Source organism: Klebsiella sp. PK01, assembly GCF_057624675.1.
Genome location: NZ_JBYEZM010000003.1, coordinates 616,381 through 639,713, shown reverse-complemented (window position 1 = coordinate 639,713; position 23,333 = coordinate 616,381). Strand labels below are relative to the sequence as shown.

Here is a 23,333-nt window from a genome sequence, read left to right as displayed (position 1 = left end):
GCAGGCCGCGCTCATTGATACTGTCACGCTTTGAAAATGTATCTTCTATCCATTAATCTCAATCCCTCATTTGTAGCGGTCATCATTCAGCTTAATGGATAGCAGGTTTAACGTGTTATCCAGACAGGAGCGGCTGACGTGAAAAATGTGGTTTTATTTCCTCAAATTAAAGCGGCGCTCGCCTGGCTTGTCGGCCATGGCGATACAATTATGCAGTTTGCGTGGAATATCGCGGCGGCGCTGATCATTTTGTTTGTTGGTAAGCTGATTTCGAAACTACTCGGCAAAACTCTCGAGAAAATTCTGCTGCGACGCAACGTAGATGCGACAATCGTCCACTTCTTCGCCGCGTTGGTGCGCTATATCACCATGGCTTTTGCGATTATCGCCGCGTTAGGCCGGGTAGGGATTGAAACCTCATCCATTATCGCCGTCCTTGGCGCGGCAGGTCTGGCCATTGGCCTGGCGCTGCAGGGCTCGCTGTCAAATTTTGCCGCAGGCGTATTGCTGGTGACGTTACGTCCCTTCCGTGCGGGTAACTTTGTGCAGGTGGGGGCGGTAGCCGGGCTGGTACAATCGGTACATGTTTTTTCTACGACGTTGCTGACTGTAGATAATAAAGAAGTCATTATCCCGAACGGTAAAATTATAGCCGATAGCATCGTTAACTATTCCCGCCATCCCTATCGCCGCATCGATCTCACGCTTGGGGTAGCATGTCATAGCCAGATATCGCACGTTAAACAGGTGATCCAGACGCTCATCGATGATGAAAAGCGCATCGATCACTCTCGCGGTACCACGGTTCGCCTGATCGAGTTGGCTCCCGGCTCGCTTAATTTTACCATTCGCGTATGGGTGAAAAATGCGGAGTATTGGGATACCTATTTTGATTTTCTGGAAAATATCAAAAATGCGCTCGATGAAAATAACATTATGCTGGCCGCGCCGCGCATGGATATTAATTTAACATCACCGGACTTAGCGCGCATTCAATAATCAATGTGAATTTTATTTTTTATGAAATTCATTTGGTGAATATATTATCTGAATGCTTACACTGGTGAACATGCTTTTTTACACATCGTCATTATTGTTCAGGGAATAATAGGGCGTCTTATCACTACGTACTTATTCAGGATAACAAAATGAACAAACTTTCTCGGATGGTATTAATGACGGCTGCAGCCGCAGGATTCTCCATGGCGGCACAGGCCGCTGAGGTTGCCGCCGCGCCGGCGCCGGCTCAGGATCCTATCGTTCAGCATTTAAAATTGAGCCAGGATCAGGTCGCTAAAATTAAGAGCCTGCATCAGGAAATGGAAAAGAACGTCCAACAGGTTTCGCAGAAAGATATTAAAGATGGCGTGTTATTTGACGTGATCGATTCCGGGAAATGGAATGAAAAAGCGGTGAAAGATCAGCTTGCGGCTTTCAGCAAGGTTGAGCAACAGGTGCGCTATTATCGTGTGAAGTACTATTTCGGTGTTAATCAGGTACTGACGCCGGAACAGCGTACTCAGGTGAAAAAAGATCTCTCTCAGGCGCTGAGCGAGTAATAAAGTCGGCCCCGTTATGGGGCCGATTTCTTCAGGCGGCGTTATCTTCGTCCTGCAACCGCGTTTGCGCATCTTCCACGATGGCTTCCAGTTCACTCAGCATCTCTTCATAGCCAAAGCCGATTGGGCTCATGGCTTCCGGAGTAACTGGCAGGTCTAACGGTTTCGCTTTTTTGCTCTTCTTCTTGCTCACTCACAAACTCCCGGCTTCCTTGTTACACCGGTAAATCTATCAGCAAAGCGCGCAGCGGCGTATCGGCGACGAGGGTAATGTTAGCTTCGTCACGAATAAAAGCGCCATCGCCGCAGGTTAATGCCTGTTTCTCTTCCTTTTTTGCCACGGCATGTACCGTACCGTGAATCGACTGCAGATAGGCGCGCGGGCCGTGCAGTTGAACGTTGATCTCTTCGCCCTTCGCCAGCTGCAGGTGATGGATCCACACCTGCTGGCGCAGCTGTAAGCTGTCGCCGCTGCCGTCCGGAGAGGCTAATAGCTGAATCGGCGAATCGCCAACCGTCATTTTCTGTACCAGCGGGTTTTCGCGCTCAGGGCAGGCATCCAGCCACAGCTGCATGCGCGTCAATGACTGCTCTTTACTGAGATTATGCTCGCTGTAGCTGACCCCCGGTTGAGTGGAGAGCAGCAGAGCTTCGCCAGCCTTTGCCTGTACGTGGTTGCCGTCGCTATCGCGGTATTCCGCTTCACCTTCCAGAATCAGATTCAGGATATCGACCTTTGGGTAGGTACGCGGCTGAAATGACGCGCCCGGCGCCAGCACTTCTTGATTGAGTACGCGCAGCGAGGCGTAACCCAGCAATTTAGGGTCGAAGTAGTGGCCAAAGGAAAAGGTGTAGCGGGCCTGCAGCCAGCCGAAGTCTGCTTGACCGCATTGTTTGGCTGTTCGGGTTGTAATCATTTTCTTGACCTCTCTTTACACTAAATCAATGGTAAAGGTATGGACGCTGTATTGTTAGCCAGATATTCTGCCCGGTATGTTCAAAATTCCTGAATGAGAGCGAAATGGCGAAAGAGAGAGCATTAACGCTGGAAGCGTTACGCGTAATGGATGCGATAGACCGACGCGGGAGCTTTGCCGCTGCGGCTGACGAGCTGGGTCGCGTGCCTTCGGCCCTAAGCTACACCATGCAAAAACTGGAAGAAGAACTGGATGTGGTGCTGTTTGACCGTTCCGGCCATCGCACAAAATTTACGAACGTTGGCCGCATGCTGCTGGAACGCGGGCGCGTGCTGCTGGAAGCGGCGGACAAGCTGACCACCGACGCCGAAGCGCTGTCGCGCGGCTGGGAAACTCACCTGACCATTGTTACCGAAGCCTTGGTTCCGACCACCGATCTGTTTCCGCTGATTGAGAAGCTGGCGACCAAATCTAATACCCAGCTGTCGATTATTACCGAAGTGCTGGCCGGCGCCTGGGAAAGGCTGGAGCAGGGGCGTGCTGATATTGTCGTCGCGCCGGATATGCATTTTCGTTCATCGTCAGAAATTAACTCGCGTAAGCTCTATTCGGTGTTAAGCGTTTACGTTGCCGCGCCGGATCACCCGATTCATCAGGAGCCAGAACCGCTTTCCGAGGTGACTCGAGTGAAATATCGCGGCGTCGCGGTGGCGGATACCGCGCGCGAGCGTCCGGTACTGACGGTGCAACTGCTGGATAAGCAGCCGCGCCTAACCGTCAGCACTATTGAAGATAAACGCCAGGCGCTGCTGGCAGGGCTTGGCGTGGCGACCATGCCGTATCCGTTGGTTGAGAAAGATATTGCTGAAGGGCGCCTGCGGGTTGTGAGTCCTGAATACACCAACGAAATTGATATTATTATGGCCTGGCGCCGCGACAGCATGGGCGAAGCCAAATCCTGGTGTCTTCGGGAGATCCCGAAACTGTTTGCCGGCAGATAACGGGAAGATGCGCTCCTCGGCCCGAGGAGCGCGTAAATCAGTAGGAGTAGGGTTTTGGATTTGGCCCAAAGCGATTATTGCCGGGCGTGCCGTTCTGGCAATTGAAAATCAAAATCACCAGCCAGCCGATGACCGGGATCAGCAGCAGCAGTAGCCACCACGCCGAGCGATCGGTGTCATGCAGGCGACGAAACTGCACCGCCCACCAGGGTAAAAAAACCAGCACGCCGTAAATGGTCGTCAGGATGCCTTCACCTCCTGCACGCTGCCAGCCGAGCATCTTATCGATGATGCTGAGCACTGCGGTGAGAATGATGTTGACCAGAATAAACATCCAGTACTCTTTGCGCCGGGCGCGACCGCCAAAGCCAATATAGTTTCGTAATACTTTTAGATACCAGTCCATTTTCTCACGCCTTAGTTAACCATTAATCACTTGTTTTCAAAGCGATCAAAATAATCATAGGCATGAATATCAAACTGGTAAATATCCGTAATCTGAATAAAAGGCGCCCTTAGGCGCCTTATCGATCAGCGGGAAAAGCGATCCCGCCCGTGCGGCTCGTTGAGATCTTGCTGCGGACCCACGGAGATGATCCCCGTCGGGTTGATGGTTTTGTGGCTGCGATAATAGTGATTGCGGATATGCGGGAAATTCACCGTTTCCGCAATCCCCGGCATCTGGTAGATATCGCGCAGGAAACCGTACAGGTTGAGATAGTCGCTGATGCGGCGCTTATCGCATTTAAAGTGGGTGACATACACGGGGTCGAAACGAACCAGCGTTGTCCACAGGCGGATATCCGCTTCCGTTAACTGGTTCCCGGTCAGGTAGCGGTGCTGACCGAGGATCTGCTCAAGGCGTTCGAGCGAGGTAAACAGCGCGTCGACGGCTTCATCATAGGCCTGCTGGCTGGTGGCGAAACCGGCTTTATACACCCCGTTGTTAACATTGTCGTAGATCCAGCTATTCAGATCATCGATTTTGTCCCGCAACGCCGGCGGATAATAGTCGCCTGCGCGCGCGCCCAGGCCATCAAACGCGGTATTGAACATGCGGATAATTTCAGCCGACTCATTGCTGACGATGGTCTGTTGTTTTTTATCCCACAGCACCGGAACGGTCACCCGGCCGGTGTAATGCGGATCGGCCTGCAGATAAAGTTGATAGAGGAACTGATGATGGTAGAGCTGGTCGCCGGTCGCATCCGGGAAATCGGCGGCGAAGGTCCAGCCGTTTTCCAGCATCAGCGGATGAACAACCGAGACGGATATAAAGGGCTCTAATCCTTTCAGCTTGCGCAAAATCAGGGTGCGATGCGCCCACGGGCAGGCCAGTGAAACGTACAGGTGATAGCGGTCTTTCTCTGCGGCGAAGCCGCCTTCGCCCGCGGGACCCGGCGCGCCATCGGCGGTGAGCCAGTTGCGGAAGGCTGAAACGGAACGCTTGAACCGTCCTCCGGTGGATTTGGTGTCATACCAGGTATCTTGCCAGACGCCGTCGACTAATTGTCCCATTACTTCCTCCTTCAGATAGCAAAAGCGAGGAGATAGCCCCTCGCTTTTTTAGATTTTTACTCAGTATAGTGCGCTTACCACTTTTTATTCAGCACGCGGTCGATGCTGAATGCGCCCGGACCCGTCACGGCCAGCAGCAGATAACCACCAGCGATGGTCAGGTTTTTCATGAACATCAGCGAGTTCACGCCTTCAGCAAAGTTGCTGTGGAACAGGAACGCGGTCAGCAGGGTGAAGCCTGCGGTGAACAGCGCGGTAGTGCGAGTCAGGAAACCGAACAGAATCGCCAGACCGCCGCCAAACTCAAGCAGAATAGTCAGCGGCAGCAGCGCTCCCGGAACACCCATCGCTTCCATATACTGCTGCGTACCTGCATACCCGGTGATTTTTCCCCAACCAGCGGTAATGAACAGAATCGGCATCAGAATACGCGCTACCAGAACACCAACATCTTCTAATTTTTTCATTTCTTACTCCAGAAAACCCAAAGGGCGGCGATTTCGTTTTTTAGTGCAATCCTGCGTGGTTACGCGGGCTTGCTGTCGATGGAGAGGATATTAGCGAGCTTGAGAGGGGATTGTTAGCAAGGAAAACTGTAGTTCTTTTTCAAACTTTCTGAGCAATTGGTGCGATCGGCGAAAATATTTTCCGAGGCGCCTCGCAGCGTGCGTGGCTATTGATTGTTTTATCACCAGAGGCATCTTATCCTTGCCCGTTCCGGCCATTTGACCAGCCCAGGCAGATTTTTTCGTCAACTGGCGCAGGGAATGCCTGAACATAAGGAGCAACTGATGACATTAGCAGAATGGTTTGAAGAGCGAGGGCGCACAAAGGGAAGTAAACAGGGGAGTGAAGAAGGTAGAGAAGAAGGCGAACGTCAGGCGACGTGTAAAATAGCCCTCGCGATGTTTCATAACGGCGTTGATAGCGCGCTGGTCAGTAAAACCACCGGTATGCGAGCAAGAGCTCAGCGCGCTGGCGCACTGAGCGCGTAATTAACGCGATGCTGACTGGCGCAGGATCCCTTTGACCATCCGCCAGGTGCTCCAGATGCCGAGGCCGCGTTTGCCCCAGCGGATTAAAAAGCGCGGATGGCGCACCGACCAGATAGCCATTACCCCGCTGCCGACCATCGCCCATGAACGCAGGTGTTTCAGCGTTTGCCAGCCGCGATCGATAGGTGAGGTGGCTTCCAGCCAGTGACGATGGCTGGCGGCCAAATCCAGCCGCTGTTGCTGGATTTGGCGCAGCAGCAGCGCTTTTCGCTGGTCGCGTTCCTGTTGGCCGCTCATCGACGATCGTCCTCAAGCAGCGCGCGATCGTTCGCCAGCTCGTCGCGGGTATGGCGTAAAAACGTTGAACGGCGAGCTTTCCTGAGGGTCCAGATTCCCCCTATCAGCGAGGCGAGCAGCAGGACGCTGGTGGTCGCGATCATCACATGCAGGCGGTACTGTGGATCGACGGCCCAGATGATCAGCACCAGCAAGCTCATCAGCCCAAAAGCGGCGAATAACAGCGTTAGCCCGAGCATCAGCAACAGCTGGAAGAGGTTCGCTTTCTCCTCTTCCAGCTCCACGACGACCAGGCGCAAGCGCGTTTCCACCATTTCGACCAGCAGCGTGATAATCCGCTGGCCGATGCCGAATACGCTCTGTCCCGGGCCCTGCGTGTGTTGAGAGTTTGCCATAATTAACGGCGCGACAGCAGTACGCCGACAACCAGCCCGACGGCTGCGCCAATGCCCACTCCGGTCCATGGATTTTCGCGAACGTACTCATCGGCGCGAGCGGCGGTTTCACGCGTCTGCTTGACGATGGCATCGCTGGTGTCGCTGAGACGCACACGGCTGTCTTTCAGTACGCTTTCCGCTTTGCTACGCAGTTTGCCGAGCTCTTCTTTCGATTTGTCGGTGGAGGAGTTCAGAACTTCTTCCAGCGTGTCAGCCAGATTTTTCAGCTCAGCGCGTAGATCTTCTGCAACGTTATCTTTAGCCATCTTGTTCTCCTGTAGCGTTTACCAATTAATAATCGCGTGACTCAAGCGCTTTCAGTTCCTGCTGCGCTTCATCCAGTTTACGTTCCCGTTTGCTAATTTTGTCCGCATCGCCTTTCTGCTTCGCCTCGCTCAGATCGCGCTGACGTTCGGCAACTTCGGCCTTCTGTTTGGCGATTTTCTGCTGATGTTCAGCCCTGACCTTGCTGTCGCTGCAGTTAGCGCGAACTTCCTGCAGCGCTTTGTTCAGGCCGTCAATGCGATGCTGATTATGGTGTTTTTCGGCATAGCTGATCTCCCGTTGGATACTTTGTTCTTTTTCCTGACAAGGAGAGGCTGCGAAGGCGCTGGCGCTAAGTGAGGTCAGAGCCAGTAATAGTGCGATGCGGTAATTCATGGATTCTACCTTCCATTGTGTGAGGGTATATCGACGATACACCCAATCCAGTCAACAATACGAGCCAGGCGGTTCCCGCAGTTTTAATAATAGACACGAAAGCGGGACTTCACCAAACCGTGCGAAAAGATTCGGAATTTTTGACGCGTTATCCAAAACGGCGCGGAGCATCGCGCAGGCGGGATAACCAGGCGGTGGCCGAATTTTCTTCATCCACCAGAGCAATAATATAACCGTGAGGCAGAGCTCGGCCCAATACTTCTTTTGCCGCGGCGCCCTGAGCGTTGGAGTCGAATTTGATCAGCAGGCCGTCTTTTTGCGGCGTGATGCTCTTAAAACGGATGCCGTTGGCGTCAAGATGATGCCAGACGGAAAAACCGTCCGGCATGGCGACGCCCTGGCTGACGGGACGGATGGCCAGAGTGGATTCATGCTGACTGACGGTCAGCCACAGCCAGACGATGGCGCAAAGCAGCAGTGAGCCGCCCAGCATCCACCGCATCTGGCGCCAGGAAGGACGTTTGATGACCATGTTTAGCTCCGACTACTGTGTTTTTTCTTCCACAGTACAACCAGGGAGCCGATCAGACCAAAGACCAGCAGCGCAACCGGTAGCAGCATCAGACATGACATCAGCTGATCTTCATACTTCAGGAACACCGGTGTTTTACCCAGCAGATAGCCGAGAGAGGTAAGAATCAGCACCCACAGCAGGCCGCTCATCCAGTTAAAGAACTGGAAACGCGCGTTATTCAGACCGGAGATACCGGCAATTGTTGGCAGCAGCGTACGTACGAAGGCGATAAAGCGGCCAATCAGCAGCGCTGACAACCCATGCTTGTGGAACAGGTGATGGGCTCGCTGGTGATAATGCGAGGGTAAATGCGAGAGCCAGTTTTGCACGATCCGCGTATTGCCCAGCCATCGGCCCTGGATATAGCTTACCCAGCAACCAAGGCTCGCCGCCGCCGTCAGCAGCAGTAAGGTTTCCGGGAAGCCCATCGCCCCTTTGGCGATCAACACCCCAACCAGCACCAGCAGGCTGTCGCCTGGTAAAAACGCCGCCGGCAGTAAACCGTTCTCAAGGAACAAAATCATAAATAAGACAAAATAGAGCATGCCAATCATGGAGGGATTAGCGAGGGTTTCGTAATCCTGGGCCCATAAGGCATTCAGTAATTGGGTTAGTAGTTCCATTCACGATTCCTGGTACATCGGTTAACGGTACGTCTGAACGCGGTGTATTCATTAGCCATCGGGTATAGCGACTAAATTATTATGAGAGTATGGCCGCTGTTAATACGTTCTGATCGAATCCTTGATTAAACAGTAAGTAAACACTTACCTGCAGAACGGTAAAATGCATCTAATTGTAACAAACTAGCTGACTTCACGTCATAGAAATTGCAGTTTGTTGCTGATTGATTTTGCGGGTTGCAGGGGCGAGTAGCGAGAGGATTTACACAGGCTGACACTATATATGCTTTGCTTACCCTGTCGGGTCTGCGGGCAGAAAAAGAGGTTCTGCCCGTGAAAGGGATAATACGTTATTTTGCCCCGTTCGCCGCGGTATCGAGATGAACCACCGGATTTTCGGCAAACAGATAGCGATCGGCATTGAATTCAAAGTCATCGCTGGTTTCGTTAAACAGCATCAGCTTGGTATTTTCCAGATGCTGCCACATTGCCAGCTTCGCCGCGTGAGGGTCTTTACGAATGAGCGCTTTGAGGATTTGGTCATGATCGTCGCACCAGTTGTCGACGGTGCGCAGGTCGATATGATCGTGTAGTTTTTTCCAGTACGGGTTATGTACACGCTGGGTCCACATCTTCTCTACGATGGCGGCAAGCGCGGTGTTCTGGGTGGCCAGCGCGACCTGGACATGGAACTGCAGGTCCCATTCGGAATCGCGGAAGCACTTCTCGTTGCGGGCTTTCTCCTGAATTTCCATTAGCTTCATGATGTCCTGTTTGGTCACCTGAGTCGCGGCGAATTCAGCGATATTGCTCTCAATTAACTGACGGGCCTGGAGTAATTCAAACGGACCATAGTTGGCGAACTCCAGCGATTCATCCACCACCTGTTGGTATTTCGGGTGGTTGGAAATAACGTGGATGCCGGAGCCTTTGCGGACTTCAACATAGCCTTCGACTTCCAGCATGATGATGGCTTCGCGAACCACGGTGCGGCTGACGCTTTTTTCATCGGCGATAAAGCGCTCTGCAGGCAGCTTATCCCCTACAAGGTAGACGCCTTGTTCGATACGCGTCTTTAGCTCAGCGGCAAGCTGCTGATAGAGACGGCGCGGTTCACTGATTTCCATATTCGCTCCCGGAAGATGGCGACAATATTCGATTTGTTATACCACTTTTACGCGCTTTCCACCACTGGAAGGCATAAAAAAAGCCGCCTCAAAAAGGCGGCTTAGTCGGTGCAAAATCATCTGGCAGTCTAGCTTTGCGTCACCGGTTTCGTGGTATTGAGCGGCGTCGAGTCATCGTCGGCCGATTTGTTTTTCAGTACCGTCCAGATAACCAGCGCGCCGAGTAAGTCGAAGACCGCCAGCACCGCGAACAGCGGGCTGAAACCGATGGTATCCGCCAGCGCGCCGACGACCAGCGCGAACATGGTGCTGGCCAGCCACGCCGCCATCCCGGTCAGGCCGTTGGCGGTGGCCACTTCGTTACGACCAAAGACGTCGGAAGAGAGAGTGATCAGCGCGCCGGACAAGGCCTGGTGAGCAAAACCGCCGACGCACAGCAGCGCAATCGCCACATACGGGCTGGTGAACAGGCCAATCATGCCAGGACCAATCATCAGCAGGGCGCCCATCGTCACGACCATTTTACGTGAGACAATAAGATTCACGCCAAACCAGCGCTGGAACAGCGGCGGCAGGTAGCCGCCGACGATGCAGCCGAGGTCGGCGAACAGCATCGGCATCCAGGCGAACATAGCGATCTCTTTCAGGTTAAAGCCGTAAACTTTAAACATGAACAGCGGGATCCAGGCGTTGAAGGTACCCCAGGCTGGTTCTGCGAGGAAGCGCGGCAGCGCAATACCCCAGAACTGACGGTTACGCAGGATCTGCCACGGCGACATTTTCTTCGCGTTATTGGTCTGATGCTGAGATTCCTGGCCGCCGATGATGTAGTCACGTTCTTCATCGGTGAGTTTTTTCTGATCGCGCGGGTGTTTGTAGAAAATCAGCCAGGCCATCGCCCAGGCGAAGCTCAGAACCCCGGAAATAATAAATGCCATCTGCCAGCTATGCATGACAATCGCCCATACCACCAGCGGCGGAGCAATCATCGCGCCGATAGAAGAGCCGACGTTGAAGTAGCCGACAGCGATGGAACGCTCTTTCGCCGGGAACCATTCGGAGCTGGCTTTCAGACCGGCAGGGATCATCGCCGCTTCCGCTGCGCCGACCGCGCCGCGGGCCAGCGCCAGGCCGCCCCAGCTACCTGCCAGCGCCGTTGAACCGCAGAACACCGCCCAGGCGATAGCAAAGAAGGCGTAGCCAATTTTGGTGCCGAGCACATCAAGCACATAGCCGGCAACCGGCTGCATAACGGTATATGCAGCGGAGTAGGCGGCGATGATATAAGAATATTGTTGGGTTGAAATGTGCAACTCTTCCATCAGCGTCGGCGCAGCCGCCGCTACGGTGTTACGAGTCAGGTAACCCAGCACGGTGCCCAGCGTCACCAGTGCGATCATATACCAACGTAACCCTTTAATTTTACGCATGTAAAACCTCATCGTTGTTGTCTCTCCGCAGCGTCTGCGGCCATCTTTCATCCCGCCAGGGGAGGAGGATGGGGAAACGGAGGGTTCAGGACGTGAACTGAACCTTGCCATCAGTGGTTAAAGTGAAACCGGCATCCCTACCGTTTAATCCGATGTCATTCACATCGGTAATGCATTCCGTCGGTTTATATGTTGCGACGGCAGAAAGATAACTTGTCATACAACTTTAAAAGTTGAGTACTGTCACAAAAGTGGGAAAGTTTGTAGGGACATTAATCGCGTCAATTAAAGCCAGGGCTGGCGCGGCTTGCAGCGATGTTTACTCCTTTGGTGGTGCTTTTTTTGTCGACGTTTATTGATCTAACTCACGAAAAATACTTCGGCCTGTAGAAATTGGTGTGATAACTTTGTCAGCATTAGAGTCAATCATCTGATGGGCTCCTTGATGGGGCGAAGAGGACACGACAATGACACCGTTTATGACCGAAGATTTTCTGCTTGATACCGAGTTTGCCCGCCGTCTGTACCACGATTACGCCAAAGATCAGCCGATTTTCGACTACCACTGCCACCTTCCGCCGCAGCAGGTTGCCGAAAATTACCGTTTTAAAAATCTGTATGACATCTGGCTGAAAGGCGACCATTACAAATGGCGCGCGATGCGCACCAACGGCGTGGCGGAGCGCTTGTGTACCGGCGATGCTTCCGATCGCGAGAAATTTGACGCCTGGGCGGCGACCGTACCTCATACCATCGGTAACCCGCTATATCACTGGACGCATTTAGAGCTGCGCCGTCCTTTTGGTATTACAGGTAAGTTGTTGTCGCCAGCCACGGCGGATGAAATCTGGGACCAGTGTAATGAGTTGCTGGCTCAGGAATCCTTCTCAGCCCGTGGAATTATGAAGCAGATGAATGTGAAGATGGTGGGGACGACCGACGATCCGATAGATTCACTGGAGCATCATGCGACGGTCGCCAAAGACAGTACCTTTGATATCAAAGTGTTGCCGAGCTGGCGTCCGGATAAAGCGTTCAACATCGAGCAGGCCACTTTTAACGATTATATGAACAAGCTTGGCGAAGTCTCCGATACCGAGATTCGCCGCTTCGCCGACCTGCAAAGCGCGCTGACTAAGCGTCTGGATCACTTTGCCGCTCACGGCTGTAAAGTTTCCGACCACGCGCTGGACGTGGTGCTGTTCGCTGAAGCTAGCGATAACGAACTGGATAGCATTCTCGCGCGCCGTCTGGCGGGCGAAACGCTCAGCGAGCATGAAGTCGCGCAGTTCAAAACGGCGGTGCTGGTATTCCTCGGCGCGGAATACGCGCGCCGCGGCTGGGTACAGCAGTACCACATCGGCGCGCTGCGTAATAACAACCTGCGTCAGTTCAAACTGTTAGGGCCGGATGTGGGGTTCGATTCCATCAACGACCGTCCGATGGCCGAAGAACTGTCAAAGCTGCTGAGCAAACAGAACGAAGAAAACCTGCTGCCGAAAACTATTCTGTACTGCCTGAACCCACGCGATAACGAAGTGCTGGGCACCATGATCGGTAACTTCCAGGGCGAAGGCATGCCGGGCAAGATGCAGTTCGGTTCCGGTTGGTGGTTCAACGATCAGAAAGACGGCATGGAACGTCAGATGACCCAGCTGGCGCAGCTTGGCCTGCTGAGCCGCTTTGTCGGTATGCTGACCGACAGCCGCAGCTTCCTCTCCTACACTCGCCACGAGTACTTCCGCCGTATCCTGTGCCAGATGATCGGCCGCTGGGTGGCTGCTGGCGAAGCGCCTGCGGATATCGCTCTGCTGGGCGAGATGGTGAAAAACATCTGCTTTAACAATGCGCGTGATTACTTCGCCATTGAATTGAACTAAGGCCTGAGGTCGGTTGATATGCAATACATTAAAATCCATTCGCAGGATAACGTCGCGGTGGCGCTGGCGGATATGGCGTCAGGCAGCGTGGTGACGATTGATAACGATACCGTCACCCTCAGCCAGGATGTTGTCCGCGGTCATAAGTTCGCGCTGCGGGCCATTGCGAAAGGTGAAAACGTCATTAAGTACGGGTTGCCGATTGGTCATGCGCTGGCGGATATCGCGCCGGGCGAGCATGTTCATGCGCATAATACGCGTACCAATCTGAGCGATCTCGACGCGTATCGCTATCAACCTGACCTGGTTGAACAACCGGCGCAGCCTGCGGATCGCGACGTTGAGATTTATCGTCGCGCCAGCGGTGAAGTCGGCGTGCGTAACGAGTTGTGGATCCTGCCGACCGTGGGCTGCGTCAACGGTATCGCCCGGCAGATCCAGAACCGTTTCCTGAAAGAGACCAACGACGCGGAAGGCACCGACGGCGTCTTCCTTTTCAGCCACACCTACGGCTGCTCGCAGTTGGGAGATGACCACATCAACACCCGTACCATGCTGCAAAACATGGTCCGTCACCCGAATGCCGGGGCGGTGCTGGTGATTGGCCTCGGCTGCGAGAACAACCAGGTGGATGCCTTCCGTGAAACGCTGGGGGATTTTGACCCGGAACGCGTACACTTCATGATTTGCCAGCATCAGGAAGATGAAGTGGAAGCGGGAATTGAGCATCTTCACCAGCTCTATGAAGTGATGCGCCATGATAAACGCGAAGCGGGTAAACTGAGCGAACTGAAGTTTGGCCTTGAGTGCGGCGGCTCGGACGGCCTGTCCGGCATTACCGCTAACCCATTGCTGGGGCGTTTTTCTGACTACCTGATTGCGAACGGCGGCACCACGGTGTTGACCGAAGTGCCGGAAATGTTCGGCGCCGAGCAGCTGCTGATGAGCCACTGTCGCGACGAAGAGACCTTCGGCAAACTGGTCACTATGGTCAATGATTTTAAACAGTATTTTATCGCCCACGACCAGCCTATCTACGAGAACCCGTCGCCGGGTAACAAAGCGGGCGGTATCACGACGCTGGAAGATAAGTCGCTTGGCTGCACGCAGAAAGCGGGTTCCAGCCAGGTGGTGGACGTTCTGCGCTACGGTGAACGGTTGAAAGTCCACGGGTTGAATTTGTTGAGCGCGCCGGGTAACGATGCGGTGGCGACCAGCGCGCTGGCGGGCGCCGGCTGCCATATGGTGCTGTTCAGTACCGGTCGCGGCACCCCTTATGGCGGTTTCGTACCGACGGTAAAAATCGCTACCAACAGCGAGCTGGCGGCGAAGAAAAAGCACTGGATTGATTTCGATGCCGGGCAGTTGATTCACGGGAAAGCGATGCCGCAGGTGCTGGAGGAGTTTGTCGATCTGATCGTCGATATCGCCAACGGCAAGCAGACCTGCAACGAACGCAATGATTTCCGCGAACTGGCAATCTTTAAAAGCGGCGTCACGCTGTAACGACAGTGGCTACCGCTGTGTTTGAAAGGTCGGATAAGCGTAGCGTCATCCGACAAAATAATGGCGCGGCCATTGAACGCTCCCCGGTTGCGCTTACGCTTACCGGGGCTACCAACTGAATACCGGACCGTAGGTCGGATAAGCGTAGCGCCATCCGACAAAATAACGACGCCGTCATTGAACGCTCCCCGGTCGCGCTTACGCTTACCGGGGCTACCAACTGAATAGGTCCGTAGATACTGTTATCGATTTGCAACTGTTTTGGTCCGGGAAAAACAGTTGTTTTTTATTATTTCAGAGCAGATTGCGCTCCCGATATTTCTTCTGCGTTATGTCCCTCATGGCGCAGGGAGCGCACAAAGGGCGGCCAGTCGCCGCCGCCCTCTGTACTCCCGGGCTCTGGCCGCCAAAATCGCCACTTCGTGGTGCCTTCGACTTATCCCGGCAGGCTTCGGGTCGGGCCGAGGCAGCGTCCTTGCAAATCACGGCCCTCAGCCCGCATCCATGCGGGCTGCCCCGGCCTTCCGGCAACGTCTCAGCGATTTTGAGGCCACTAACACCTGCAGTTTCAGCCAGCATGGTGAATAAATTAAAGGCAGGCCGCACGGACCGTAGGTCGGATAAGCGTAGCGTCATCCGACAAAATAACGGCGCCGTCATTGAACTCTCCCCGGTTGCGCTTGCGCTTACCGGGGCTACCAACAGAATAGGTCCGTAGGCCTGATAAGCGTAGCGCCATCAGGCAATATTTAACTACGCAGGGCATTCTTCGCCAGCTGTTCGTCTTCAGCTATACAGGCCGCGGCGGTGAAAAGCGCATCGGTGGACGAGTTGAGCGCCGTTTCGCAGGAATCCTGCAGCACGCCGATAATAAAGCCGACGGCGACAACCTGCATGGCAACATCGTTCGGAATACCGAACATATTACAGGCCAGCGGGATCAGCAGCAGCGAACCACCCGCCACTCCGGAAGCGCCGCAGGCGCACAGCGAGGCCACTACGCTCAGCAGCAGCGCCGTCGGCAGATCCACCGGAATATTCAACGTATGCACCGCCGCCAGCGTCAGCACGGTGATAGTAATCGCCGCGCCTGCCATATTGATGGTCGCCCCCAGCGGAATAGATACCGAATAGGTATCGCGATCCAGATTCAGCTTCTCGCACAGCGCCATATTCACCGGAATGTTGGCGGCGGAGCTGCGGGTAAAGAAGGCGTAGACGCCGCTTTCACGCAGGCAGGTCAGCACCAGCGGATACGGGTTACGGCGGATTTTCCAGAATACCAGCAGCGGGTTAATCACCAGCGCCACCAGCAGCATGCAGCCGACCAGCACCAGCAGCAGCTGGGCGTAGCCCCACAGGGTATCGAAACCGGTCGTCGCCAGCGTCGAGGAGACCAGGCCAAAAATACCCAGCGGCGCAAAGCGGATCACCAGCTTGACGATAAAGGTCACCGCGTGCGAGACGTCGTTAATCAGGTTTTTGGTGCTGTCGTTACCGTGGCGCAGCGCGAAGCCCAGTCCCACCGCCCACACCAGAATCCCGATATAGTTGGCGTTCAGCAGCGCGTCGATAGGGTTCGCCACCATGCTCATCAGCAGTCCGCGCAGCACCTCTACAATCCCCGACGGCGGGGTGATGCTGTCCGCCGCGCTGGTCAGATGCAGCGTAGAAGGGAAAACAAAACTAAACAGCACCGCGGTGAGCGCCGCGCTGAAGGTGCCCAGCAGATAAAGAAACAGAATCGGGCGGATACTGGTTTTTTGTCCGTGCTGATGGTTCGCGATCGACGCCATCACCAGCATTAATACCAGCACCGGCGCGACGGCTTTCAGCGCGCCGACGAACAGCGTTCCCAGCAATCCCACGGCGATGGCCGCCGGTTTTGAGACCAGCGCCAGTACCACGCCAAGTACCAGTCCCAACAGGATTTGTTTCACCAGGCTGCCCTGCGCCAGGCGCTGCAGCAGCCCCGACGGGCGGGTTTGTGTTGTCATAAATCATTCCTTCCAGTGATGTAGCAGTCCATCCCGGCGACGTATTATTTGTTACGTTTATGTCCGGATGTAAATGAATGTTTGCATGGTCGAGTATACGGAAAGAACGCGAGGGAGGAAGCGTATTCTACTGTTTCTTGCACGCCGATCTTGTTTTTTAACTATATATTAACGTTTTTGTGACATGCATAGAGATTATGCGCGGGAAACCTAAAGCCGTGCGGCGTATCCCGGCCAGATACGCGATATCTGGCCGGGGGTAGGGGGTTATTGCAGCTGTTTCTTCTTATCGTTCTGTCTGTTCACCCAGGCGTTAATCAGCAGCGTTGCCGCCAGAATACCGCCCACCACGCCGAGGGAAACGGCGATCGGAATGTGGTAGAAATCGACGATCAGCATCTTGATACCGATAAACACCAGGATCACCGACAGACCATATTTCAGCATCGAGAAGCGTTCCGCCACGCCTGCCAGCAGGAAGTACATCGCACGCAGGCCGAGAATCGCAAACAGGTTAGAGGTCAGCACGATGAACGGGTCGGTGGTCACCGCGAAAATCGCCGGGATGCTATCAACGGCGAAAATCACGTCGCTCAGCTCAACCAGGATCAGCACCAGCAGCAGCGGCGTGGCGAACAGCACGCCATTTTTACGGGTGAAGAAGCGCTCGCTCTCGATTTTATCCGTCATGCGCAGATGGCTGCGGATCCAACGCACCAGCGGCTTATCGCCGATCCCGGAATCATCTTCTTTCGCCAGCGCCATTTTCACCCCGGTAAACAGCAGGAAGGCGCCGAACACGTACAGTAGCCATTCGAACTGCGAAATCAGCCAGCTGCCGGTGAAGATCATAATGGTACGCAGGACAATCGCGCCGAGGACGCCATACACCAGAACCCGGCGCTGTAGCGCAGGCGGCACGGCAAAGTAGCTAAAGAGCATTAACCAGACGAAGACGTTATCGACCGCCAGTGATTTTTCGATCAGATAACCGGTGAGGAAGGCTAAAGCCTGCGGATCGGCGACGGCGCGGCCCTGCGTTTGCACCAAATACCACCAGAAAGCGGCATTAAACAGCAGGGAGAGGGTGACCCACAGGATGGACCAACCGGCGGCCTGCTTCATGGTCATGGTATGCGCACCGCGCCTTCCCTGAAGCAGTAAATCGATCGCCAGCATGATGACCACGACTACAGCGAATCCGCCCCATAATAACGGCGTGCCGACACTATTCATTGCGTTATTCCTTACATAAAAACAAAACGGCTGTCGTCGGAAGACGGCAGCCGCTGCGCTTTTATGCATAGACCTCGCCTTCCGGCAAGGTCTCACTTACAACAAGAGCGGACATGGATCCTTGATCTTGTTGCCCGGCGACCGGATGCGGTTTTGCACGCATCGTAATGACGATCGACCGGCCAGGAAGTTACTCCCCTTTGCACGTAACAAAGTATTACAAGTTATAAAGGGCGTCAATGGAGGTCGAGGGCCCATTTACACTCCTTTACTCCACAGGCTGAGTATCCGCCGGGAAGATCACGCCGGTTTGGCGACGGATTTCGCTAAGCAGTTTTGCCGTAATGCGGCTGACTTCAAGCCCTGGATGAGCGACGTCGTTGGTTTCCACCAGCCGCGCGAACGCTTCCGCTTCATACAGCATAGTATTGATGTGCTGAGGCTGGGTGAGATCCTGCGCTTTGCCGCCGCGTGGAATAAAGGCCACCTTCTGGCATTCGGAGATTTTCTCAATCACCAGCGCGCCTTCTTCGCCCTGGATTTCGCTGGGGATAGTGGAGTCGCTGACCTTCGAGTGGTGCAGGGTGACATCGAAATCGCCGTAGCTCAGCACCACCGTGCCCTGACCATCAACGCCGCTCGCCAGCAGGCTGGCGCTGGCATGGACCGCTTGCGGTTCGCCCCACAGCGCGACCGCCGAGGCGAGGCAGTAAAAACCGATATCCATAATCGAGCCATTGGAAAAGGCCGGGTTGAAAGTATTCGGGTTTTCGCCGTCGAGATAGCGCTGGTAGCGCGATGAGTACTGACAGTAGTTGATGAAGGCTTTGCGCAGTCTGCCCACTTTATCGAGCGCTTCGCGCAGCAGCAGGAAGTTTGGCAGGCTGGCGGTTTTGAAGGCTTCAAACAGCACCACGTTGTTTTCTTTAGCCACGGCAATCGCCGCTTCGACCTCTTGCAGGTTCGATGCCAGCGGCTTTTCGCAAATCACGTGTTTTTTATGGCTCAGGAACAGACGGGTTTGCGGGAAGTGCAGCGAGTTCGGACTGGCAATATAGACCGCGTCAACGTCAGGGCTCTGCGCCAGTTCATCGAGCGAAGTAAACAGATGCTCGACCGGGTAGTCATTAGCGAAAGCTTGCGCCTGTTCAAGGCTGCGGGAATAAATCGCGGTGAGTTTAAATTTACCGGTTTCATGGGCGGCATCGACAAACTGCTTAGTAATCCAGTTTGTGCCAACAACTGCGAAACGTATCATAAACGTTGACGAACTCCGTTAAAGGGGACCTTTCGTCACTCTAGCACGCCATGATGACAAAACGAGTGCGCTATCACGCAGAACGGTTTAACGAAAGGTGCGTCAGCCACAGGCGGGTATCAAACTCTAGCTGGTGATACTGCGGCTCCATATGACAGCACAGCTGATAGAAGGCCTTATTGTGATCCTTCTCTTTTAAGTGCGCCAGTTCATGAACCACGATCATGCGCAGAAACGCTTCCGGCGCGTCGCGAAACACCGTCGCTACGCGAATTTCCGCTTTAGCTTTCAGTTTGCCGCCCTGAACGCGGGAAATAGCGGTATGCAGGCCAAGCGCGTTCTTCAGAACGTGGATTTTACTGTCGTACATCACCTTATTGATTGGCGCCGCCCCGCGCAGATAGCGGGCCTTCAGATCCTGGGTGTATTGATATAACGCCTTATCGCTGTTGACATCATGCCCCTGCGGATAGCGCTTTTGCAGCACCTCGCCGAGGCGACCTTGCTCGATTAAGGTCGTCACCTGCGACAGCAGCGATTCGGGGTAGCCCTGAAGGTAAGGTAGCGTGTTCATGGTGAAAAAAGTTTACTTCTCCGGAGAATTGAGCGATAACACGCGCGAATTTTAGCATTTCGGAGGGGCGATGAGCCAGGTAGAGTTAAACGGTGAGTTATTCACATTAGAGCGGTTCCCACCTAACGCTGAAGAAGAAGCGCTTCAGGCATGGGAAGCGGCGGATGAATATCTGCTGCAACAGGTGAATGACGTCGACGGCCTGACGCTCATCTTCAACGACGGCTTCGGCGCGCTCTCCTGCGCGCTGGCGGAGCGCAACCCGGTCAGCATCAACGACTCCTTTATTTCCGAGCTGGCGACCCGCCACAACCTGCGGATGAACGGTATCGATGAAGAGAGCGTGCGCTTTCAGGATAGCCTGAGCCCGCTGCCGGCCTCGCCGGCGCTGGTGCTGATTAAGGTGCCAAAACAGCTGGCGCTGCTGGAACAGCAGCTGCGCGCGCTGCGCGAAGTGGTGACGCCGGAAACCCGCATTATCGCCGCGGCGAAAGCCCGTGACGTACACAACTCGACGCTGGCGCTGTTTGAAAAAATCCTCGGTACCACCACCACCTCGCTGGCGTGGAAAAAAGCGCGTCTGATCCACTGCGTTTTCACCGCCCCTAAGCTTGCCGATGCGCCGCAAACCTACAGCTGGAAGCTGGACGGCACGCCGTGGACCATCCATAACCACGCCAACGTTTTTGCCCGCAGCGGACTGGATATCGGCGCGCGTTTCTTCCTGCAGCATTTACCGTCTGATTTAGAAGGCGAGATCGCCGATCTTGGCTGCGGCAATGGGGTGATTGGCCTGCAGGCGCTGGCGCAAAACCCAAACGCCAGCGTGATGTTCACCGATGAGTCGCACATGGCGGTGGCTTCCAGCCGTTTGAACGTCGAGCGCAACCTGCCGGACGATATCGCACGCTGTGAATTCATGGTCAACAATTCGCTTTCCGGCATAGAGCCCGACCGCTTTACGGCGATTCTGTGTAATCCGCCGTTCCATCAGCAGCACGCCATTACCGACCATATTGCCTGGCAGATGTTTAACGATGCCCGCCGCAGCCTGAAATACGGCGGCGAGCTATACGTCGTCGGCAACCGCCACCTCGATTACTTCCGTAAACTGAAGCGCGCTTTTGGTAATTGCACGACCATTGCGACGAACAATAAGTTTGTCATTTTGAAAGCAACGAAGGTGCGTAAACAGCGCTGATGCATGTCGCTGTTTCCCCCGGCTTGCGGCTTTCGCCTTAGCCGGGCTACTGACTGTCGCCTTAGCCGGGCTACCTTTCGGGATTATCGTGGTAGCCCGGGGAAGGCGCATCGCGCCGCCCCCGGGACACGGCTAAATCGCCAGCGCCAGTTTTGTGCCCTGGGCAATCGCCCGGCGCGCATCCAGCTCCGCCGCCACGTCGCAACCGCCGATTAAATGCACCGTTTTCCCCGCCGCGCGCAGCGGTTCCGCCAGCTCGCGGCGCGGTTCCTGACCGGCGCAGATAACTACCTGATCGACCGCCAACAGCTGGCGCTCGCCGCCGATAGTGACGTGTAACCCTTCATCATCGATCTTTTCATAGCTGACCGCCGGGATCATTTTCACGCCGCGCGCCAGCAGCGTCGCGCGGTGGATCCAACCGGTAGTTTTGCCGAGCCCTTCGCCCGGTTTGCTGGCTTTGCGCTGCAGCATCACAATCTGTCGCGGGCTTTTACTCAACTGCGGGCCTTCAGGACTCAGCCCTCCCGCCGTTTGCAGGCTGGTATCGATACCCCATTCGCGGCAGAACTCGCCGATATCCTGGCTGGTGGCCGCGCCCGACTGGCTTAAATACATCGCGGTATCGAAGCCGATGCCGCCGCAGCCGATAATCGCCACCTTTGCGCCAACCGGCGCTTTATCGCGCAAGACATCCAGATAGCTCAGCACCTTGGGATGATCGATCCCGGCGATCGCCGGCAGGCGCGGGGCGATACCGGTGGCGAGGATCGTCTCATCGAACGTTAGCAGATCGTCTGCCGTGACGCGGGTATTCAGGCGTAGATCGACACCATGAAGATCGAGCATGGTGCGGTAGTAACGCAGCGTCTCGTGAAACTCCTCTTTGCCGGGGATCTGTTTGGCGATATTAAACTGGCCGCCGATCTCCGGGAGCGCATCGAACAGCGTGACCTGATGGCCGCGGGCGGCGGCGTTAACGGCGAAAGCCAGGCCGGCAGGCCCGGCGCCGACCACCGCCAGCCGTTTAGGCGCGTTGGCAGGCAGGACCGGCATCAGGGTTTCATGGCAGGCGCGCGGGTTGACCAGACAGGAGGTGACTTTGCCGACGAAAATCCGATCGAGACACGCCTGGTTGCAACCGATGCAGGTGTTGATCTGATCGGCACGATCGTTCTGCGCTTTCGACATAAATTCGGCGTCGGCGAGGAACGGGCGGGCCATCGATACCATATCGGCATCGCCGCGGGCGAGAATATCCTCCGCGACCTGCGGATCGTTGATGCGGTTGGTGGTAATCAGCGGGATCGACACCGCGCCTTTCAGCTTGCGGGTGACCCAGCTGAAAGCCCCTCGCGGTACCGGCGTGGCGATGGTCGGAATGCGCGCTTCGTGCCAGCCGATGCCGGTATTAATGATTGTCGCCCCTGCCGCTTCGATGGCTTGGGCCAGTTCGGTGACCTCCGCCAGCGTGCTGCCGTCGTTGACCAGATCGAGCATCGACAGACGGTAGATGATAATGAAATCGTGACCGGCGCGCTGGCGCACCGCCTTAACCACTTCAATGGCGAAACGCATGCGCCTGGCATAATCGCCGCCCCATTGGTCGTCGCGCTGGTTGGTGCGCGCGGCGAGAAATTCGTTAATCAGATAGCCCTCAGAGCCCATCACTTCGACGCCGTCATAGCCCGCTTCGCGCGCCAGCTGGGCGCAGTGGGCAAAATCATCGATAAGCGTAAGGATCTCATCGTGGCTCAGTTCATGGGGCGTAAAACGGTTGATCGGCGCCTGTAGCGCCGAGGGGGCGACCAGCGCGGGCTGATAGCTGTAGCGCCCGGTGTGCAGGATCTGCAGAGCGATTTTGCCGCCTTCCTGGTGTACCGCGTCGGTAATATGGCGATGGTGCGCCAGATGGCTGGCATCATTGAGTACCGCGCCGCCGGCCATGGTGACGCCAGAGGGCGCCGGGGCGATGCCGCCGGTGACGATCAGCGCCACGCCGTGGCGGGCGCGCTCGGCGTAAAAGGCCGCCAGCCGCTGCGCGCCATCCGGTAACTCTTCCAGCCCGGTATGCATTGAGCCCATCAACACGCGGTTTTTGAGCGTTGTGAAGCCCAGCTCAAGCGGGGCGAAAAGCGACGGATAGCGGCTCATAGTGGCTTCCAATGTAAAATTATTGTTATGTGGTCGGATGAGTTACTAATTTAGCCGTCGCGGAGAAAAAGGGAAAAGGGGAGTGCGGTGATTGTGATGGGATTCAAAGAACGGAACACGTTGTCCCTCACCCCGACCCTCTCCCAAAGGGAGAGGGAGAAAGGCGGACCGGCACCGATATTCAACGCTAGTGCCGAACGGTTCCCTCACCCAAAGGGCGAGGGGGAAAGGCGGATCGGCATCGGTATTCAAGGCTAGTGCCGAACGGTTCCCTCACCCAAAGGGCGAGGGGGAAAGGCGGACCGGCACCGGTATTCAAGGCCTGCGCCGAACAGTTCCCGCTCAAAGGGCAAGGGGAAAGGCGGACCGGCACCGGTATTCAAGGCCTG

25 protein-coding genes are annotated in these 23,333 nt (G+C 55.3%); 7 read left to right on the top strand and 18 right to left on the bottom strand.

Annotated features, from left to right (window positions below):
* Positions 1-138: 138 nt before the first annotated feature.
* Both AC22LX_RS12705 and AC22LX_RS12700 read left to right on the top strand, forming a co-directional pair.
* On the top strand, positions 139-999 hold the full coding sequence (locus AC22LX_RS12705) for a mechanosensitive ion channel domain-containing protein (protein WP_045394912.1): 861 nt from the start codon (positions 139-141) through the stop codon (positions 997-999).
* A gap of 149 nt (positions 1,000-1,148) precedes the next feature.
* The gene (locus AC22LX_RS12700) at positions 1,149-1,559 is read left to right on the top strand and encodes a Spy/CpxP family protein refolding chaperone (protein ID WP_045394911.1); all 411 of its coding nucleotides are present in this window, start codon (positions 1,149-1,151) and stop codon (positions 1,557-1,559) included.
* 31 nt (positions 1,560-1,590) lie between these two features.
* On the opposite strand, the gene AC22LX_RS12695 is transcribed toward AC22LX_RS12700, so the two are convergent.
* Together AC22LX_RS12695 and AC22LX_RS12690 are read right to left on the bottom strand one after the other, a co-directional pair.
* Positions 1,591-1,752: a hypothetical protein gene (locus AC22LX_RS12695; protein WP_072251530.1), complete on the bottom strand. Its 162-nt coding sequence runs from the start codon at positions 1,750-1,752 to the stop codon at positions 1,591-1,593.
* A gap of 22 nt (positions 1,753-1,774) precedes the next feature.
* Positions 1,775-2,476, bottom strand: a complete 702-nt coding sequence (locus AC22LX_RS12690) for a pirin family protein (protein WP_032715877.1) — start codon at positions 2,474-2,476, stop codon at positions 1,775-1,777.
* Between the two features lie 104 nt (positions 2,477-2,580).
* Between AC22LX_RS12690 and AC22LX_RS12685 the strand changes: the two genes are divergently transcribed.
* Positions 2,581-3,477, top strand: coding sequence for a LysR family transcriptional regulator (locus AC22LX_RS12685; protein WP_045377888.1), 897 nt, complete (start codon positions 2,581-2,583; stop codon positions 3,475-3,477).
* 37 nt (positions 3,478-3,514) lie between these two features.
* Here the strand turns inward: AC22LX_RS12685 and AC22LX_RS12680 are convergent, their stop codons facing one another.
* The 3 genes from AC22LX_RS12680 to AC22LX_RS12670 form a co-directional block, all read right to left on the bottom strand.
* On the bottom strand, positions 3,515-3,883 hold the full coding sequence (locus tag AC22LX_RS12680; RefSeq protein ID WP_015369567.1) for a DUF805 domain-containing protein: 369 nt from the start codon (positions 3,881-3,883) through the stop codon (positions 3,515-3,517).
* A 125-nt stretch (positions 3,884-4,008) separates the two neighbouring features.
* On the bottom strand, positions 4,009-4,995 hold the full coding sequence (locus AC22LX_RS12675) for a glutathione S-transferase family protein (RefSeq protein ID WP_045394910.1): 987 nt from the start codon (positions 4,993-4,995) through the stop codon (positions 4,009-4,011).
* Between the two features lie 74 nt (positions 4,996-5,069).
* On the bottom strand, positions 5,070-5,462 hold the full coding sequence (locus tag AC22LX_RS12670) for a DoxX family protein (protein WP_015703571.1): 393 nt from the start codon (positions 5,460-5,462) through the stop codon (positions 5,070-5,072).
* Positions 5,463-5,786: 324 nt separating this feature from the next.
* Between AC22LX_RS12670 and AC22LX_RS12665 the strand changes: the two genes are divergently transcribed.
* Complete coding sequence (locus AC22LX_RS12665; RefSeq protein WP_045394909.1) at positions 5,787-5,990, top strand: hypothetical protein; 204 nt, start codon at positions 5,787-5,789, stop codon at positions 5,988-5,990.
* Here the strand turns inward: AC22LX_RS12665 and AC22LX_RS12660 are convergent, their stop codons facing one another.
* The 8 genes from AC22LX_RS12660 to AC22LX_RS12625 all read right to left on the bottom strand — a co-directional run bounded on the left by AC22LX_RS12660 (position 5,991) and on the right by AC22LX_RS12625 (position 11,138).
* Positions 5,991-6,287 carry a YqjK-like family protein gene (locus AC22LX_RS12660; protein WP_015703570.1) on the bottom strand — a complete coding sequence of 99 codons (297 nt, stop codon included), beginning with the start codon at positions 6,285-6,287 and terminating at the stop codon, positions 5,991-5,993.
* The gene (locus AC22LX_RS12655; RefSeq protein ID WP_015369572.1) at positions 6,284-6,682 is read right to left on the bottom strand and encodes a phage holin family protein; all 399 of its coding nucleotides are present in this window, start codon (positions 6,680-6,682) and stop codon (positions 6,284-6,286) included. Before AC22LX_RS12655 ends, AC22LX_RS12660 begins: the two co-directional genes overlap by 4 nt.
* A 2-nt stretch (positions 6,683-6,684) precedes the next feature.
* The gene (locus AC22LX_RS12650; protein WP_015369573.1) at positions 6,685-6,990 is read right to left on the bottom strand and encodes an ElaB/YgaM/YqjD family protein; all 306 of its coding nucleotides are present in this window, start codon (positions 6,988-6,990) and stop codon (positions 6,685-6,687) included.
* 25 nt (positions 6,991-7,015) lie between these two features.
* Entirely contained in the window at positions 7,016-7,384 is a 369-nt protein-coding gene (locus AC22LX_RS12645) for a DUF1090 domain-containing protein (protein WP_047044796.1), read from the bottom strand.
* A 148-nt stretch (positions 7,385-7,532) separates the two neighbouring features.
* Entirely contained in the window at positions 7,533-7,910 is a 378-nt protein-coding gene (mzrA, locus tag AC22LX_RS12640; RefSeq protein WP_161801919.1) for an EnvZ/OmpR regulon moderator MzrA, read from the bottom strand.
* An 8-nt stretch (positions 7,911-7,918) separates the two neighbouring features.
* Entirely contained in the window at positions 7,919-8,581 is a 663-nt protein-coding gene (yqjA, locus tag AC22LX_RS12635; RefSeq protein WP_015369576.1) for a DedA family general envelope maintenance protein YqjA, read from the bottom strand.
* 350 nt (positions 8,582-8,931) lie between these two features.
* Positions 8,932-9,708, bottom strand: coding sequence for a transcriptional regulator ExuR (gene exuR, locus AC22LX_RS12630; protein ID WP_015369577.1), 777 nt, complete (start codon positions 9,706-9,708; stop codon positions 8,932-8,934).
* 128 nt (positions 9,709-9,836) lie between these two features.
* Complete coding sequence (locus AC22LX_RS12625) at positions 9,837-11,138, bottom strand: MFS transporter (protein ID WP_045394906.1); 1,302 nt, start codon at positions 11,136-11,138, stop codon at positions 9,837-9,839.
* 467 nt (positions 11,139-11,605) lie between these two features.
* Here AC22LX_RS12625 and uxaC point away from each other — a divergent pair, with 467 nt between their 5' ends.
* Both uxaC and AC22LX_RS12615 read left to right on the top strand, forming a co-directional pair.
* Positions 11,606-13,018: a glucuronate isomerase gene (gene uxaC / locus AC22LX_RS12620; RefSeq protein ID WP_045394905.1), complete on the top strand. Its 1,413-nt coding sequence runs from the start codon at positions 11,606-11,608 to the stop codon at positions 13,016-13,018.
* An 18-nt stretch (positions 13,019-13,036) separates the two neighbouring features.
* A complete protein-coding gene (locus tag AC22LX_RS12615; protein ID WP_063447623.1) occupies positions 13,037-14,524 on the top strand; it encodes a UxaA family hydrolase in 1,488 nt (495 codons plus the stop codon).
* 749 nt (positions 14,525-15,273) lie between these two features.
* Here the strand turns inward: AC22LX_RS12615 and sstT are convergent.
* The 4 genes from sstT to AC22LX_RS12595 all read right to left on the bottom strand — a co-directional run bounded on the left by sstT (position 15,274) and on the right by AC22LX_RS12595 (position 19,589).
* Positions 15,274-16,521: a serine/threonine transporter SstT gene (sstT, locus tag AC22LX_RS12610; RefSeq protein WP_063447622.1), complete on the bottom strand. Its 1,248-nt coding sequence runs from the start codon at positions 16,519-16,521 to the stop codon at positions 15,274-15,276.
* A 267-nt stretch (positions 16,522-16,788) separates the two neighbouring features.
* Entirely contained in the window at positions 16,789-17,757 is a 969-nt protein-coding gene (locus tag AC22LX_RS12605) for a TerC family protein (protein ID WP_045394902.1), read from the bottom strand.
* Positions 17,758-18,025: 268 nt separating this feature from the next.
* A complete protein-coding gene (locus AC22LX_RS12600) occupies positions 18,026-19,015 on the bottom strand; it encodes a Gfo/Idh/MocA family protein (RefSeq protein ID WP_063447621.1) in 990 nt (329 codons plus the stop codon).
* A 73-nt stretch (positions 19,016-19,088) separates the two neighbouring features.
* On the bottom strand, positions 19,089-19,589 hold the full coding sequence (locus AC22LX_RS12595) for a M48 metallopeptidase family protein (RefSeq protein WP_045394898.1): 501 nt from the start codon (positions 19,587-19,589) through the stop codon (positions 19,089-19,091).
* Positions 19,590-19,659: 70 nt separating this feature from the next.
* On the opposite strand from AC22LX_RS12595, the gene rlmG reads away from it, so the two are divergent.
* Positions 19,660-20,790, top strand: a complete 1,131-nt coding sequence (gene rlmG / locus AC22LX_RS12590) for a 23S rRNA (guanine(1835)-N(2))-methyltransferase RlmG (protein WP_047050306.1) — start codon at positions 19,660-19,662, stop codon at positions 20,788-20,790.
* Between the two features lie 132 nt (positions 20,791-20,922).
* On the opposite strand, the gene AC22LX_RS12585 is transcribed toward rlmG, so the two are convergent.
* Positions 20,923-22,944, bottom strand: a complete 2,022-nt coding sequence (locus AC22LX_RS12585) for an NADPH-dependent 2,4-dienoyl-CoA reductase (RefSeq protein WP_049061637.1) — start codon at positions 22,942-22,944, stop codon at positions 20,923-20,925.
* Positions 22,945-23,333 lie beyond the last annotated feature (389 nt).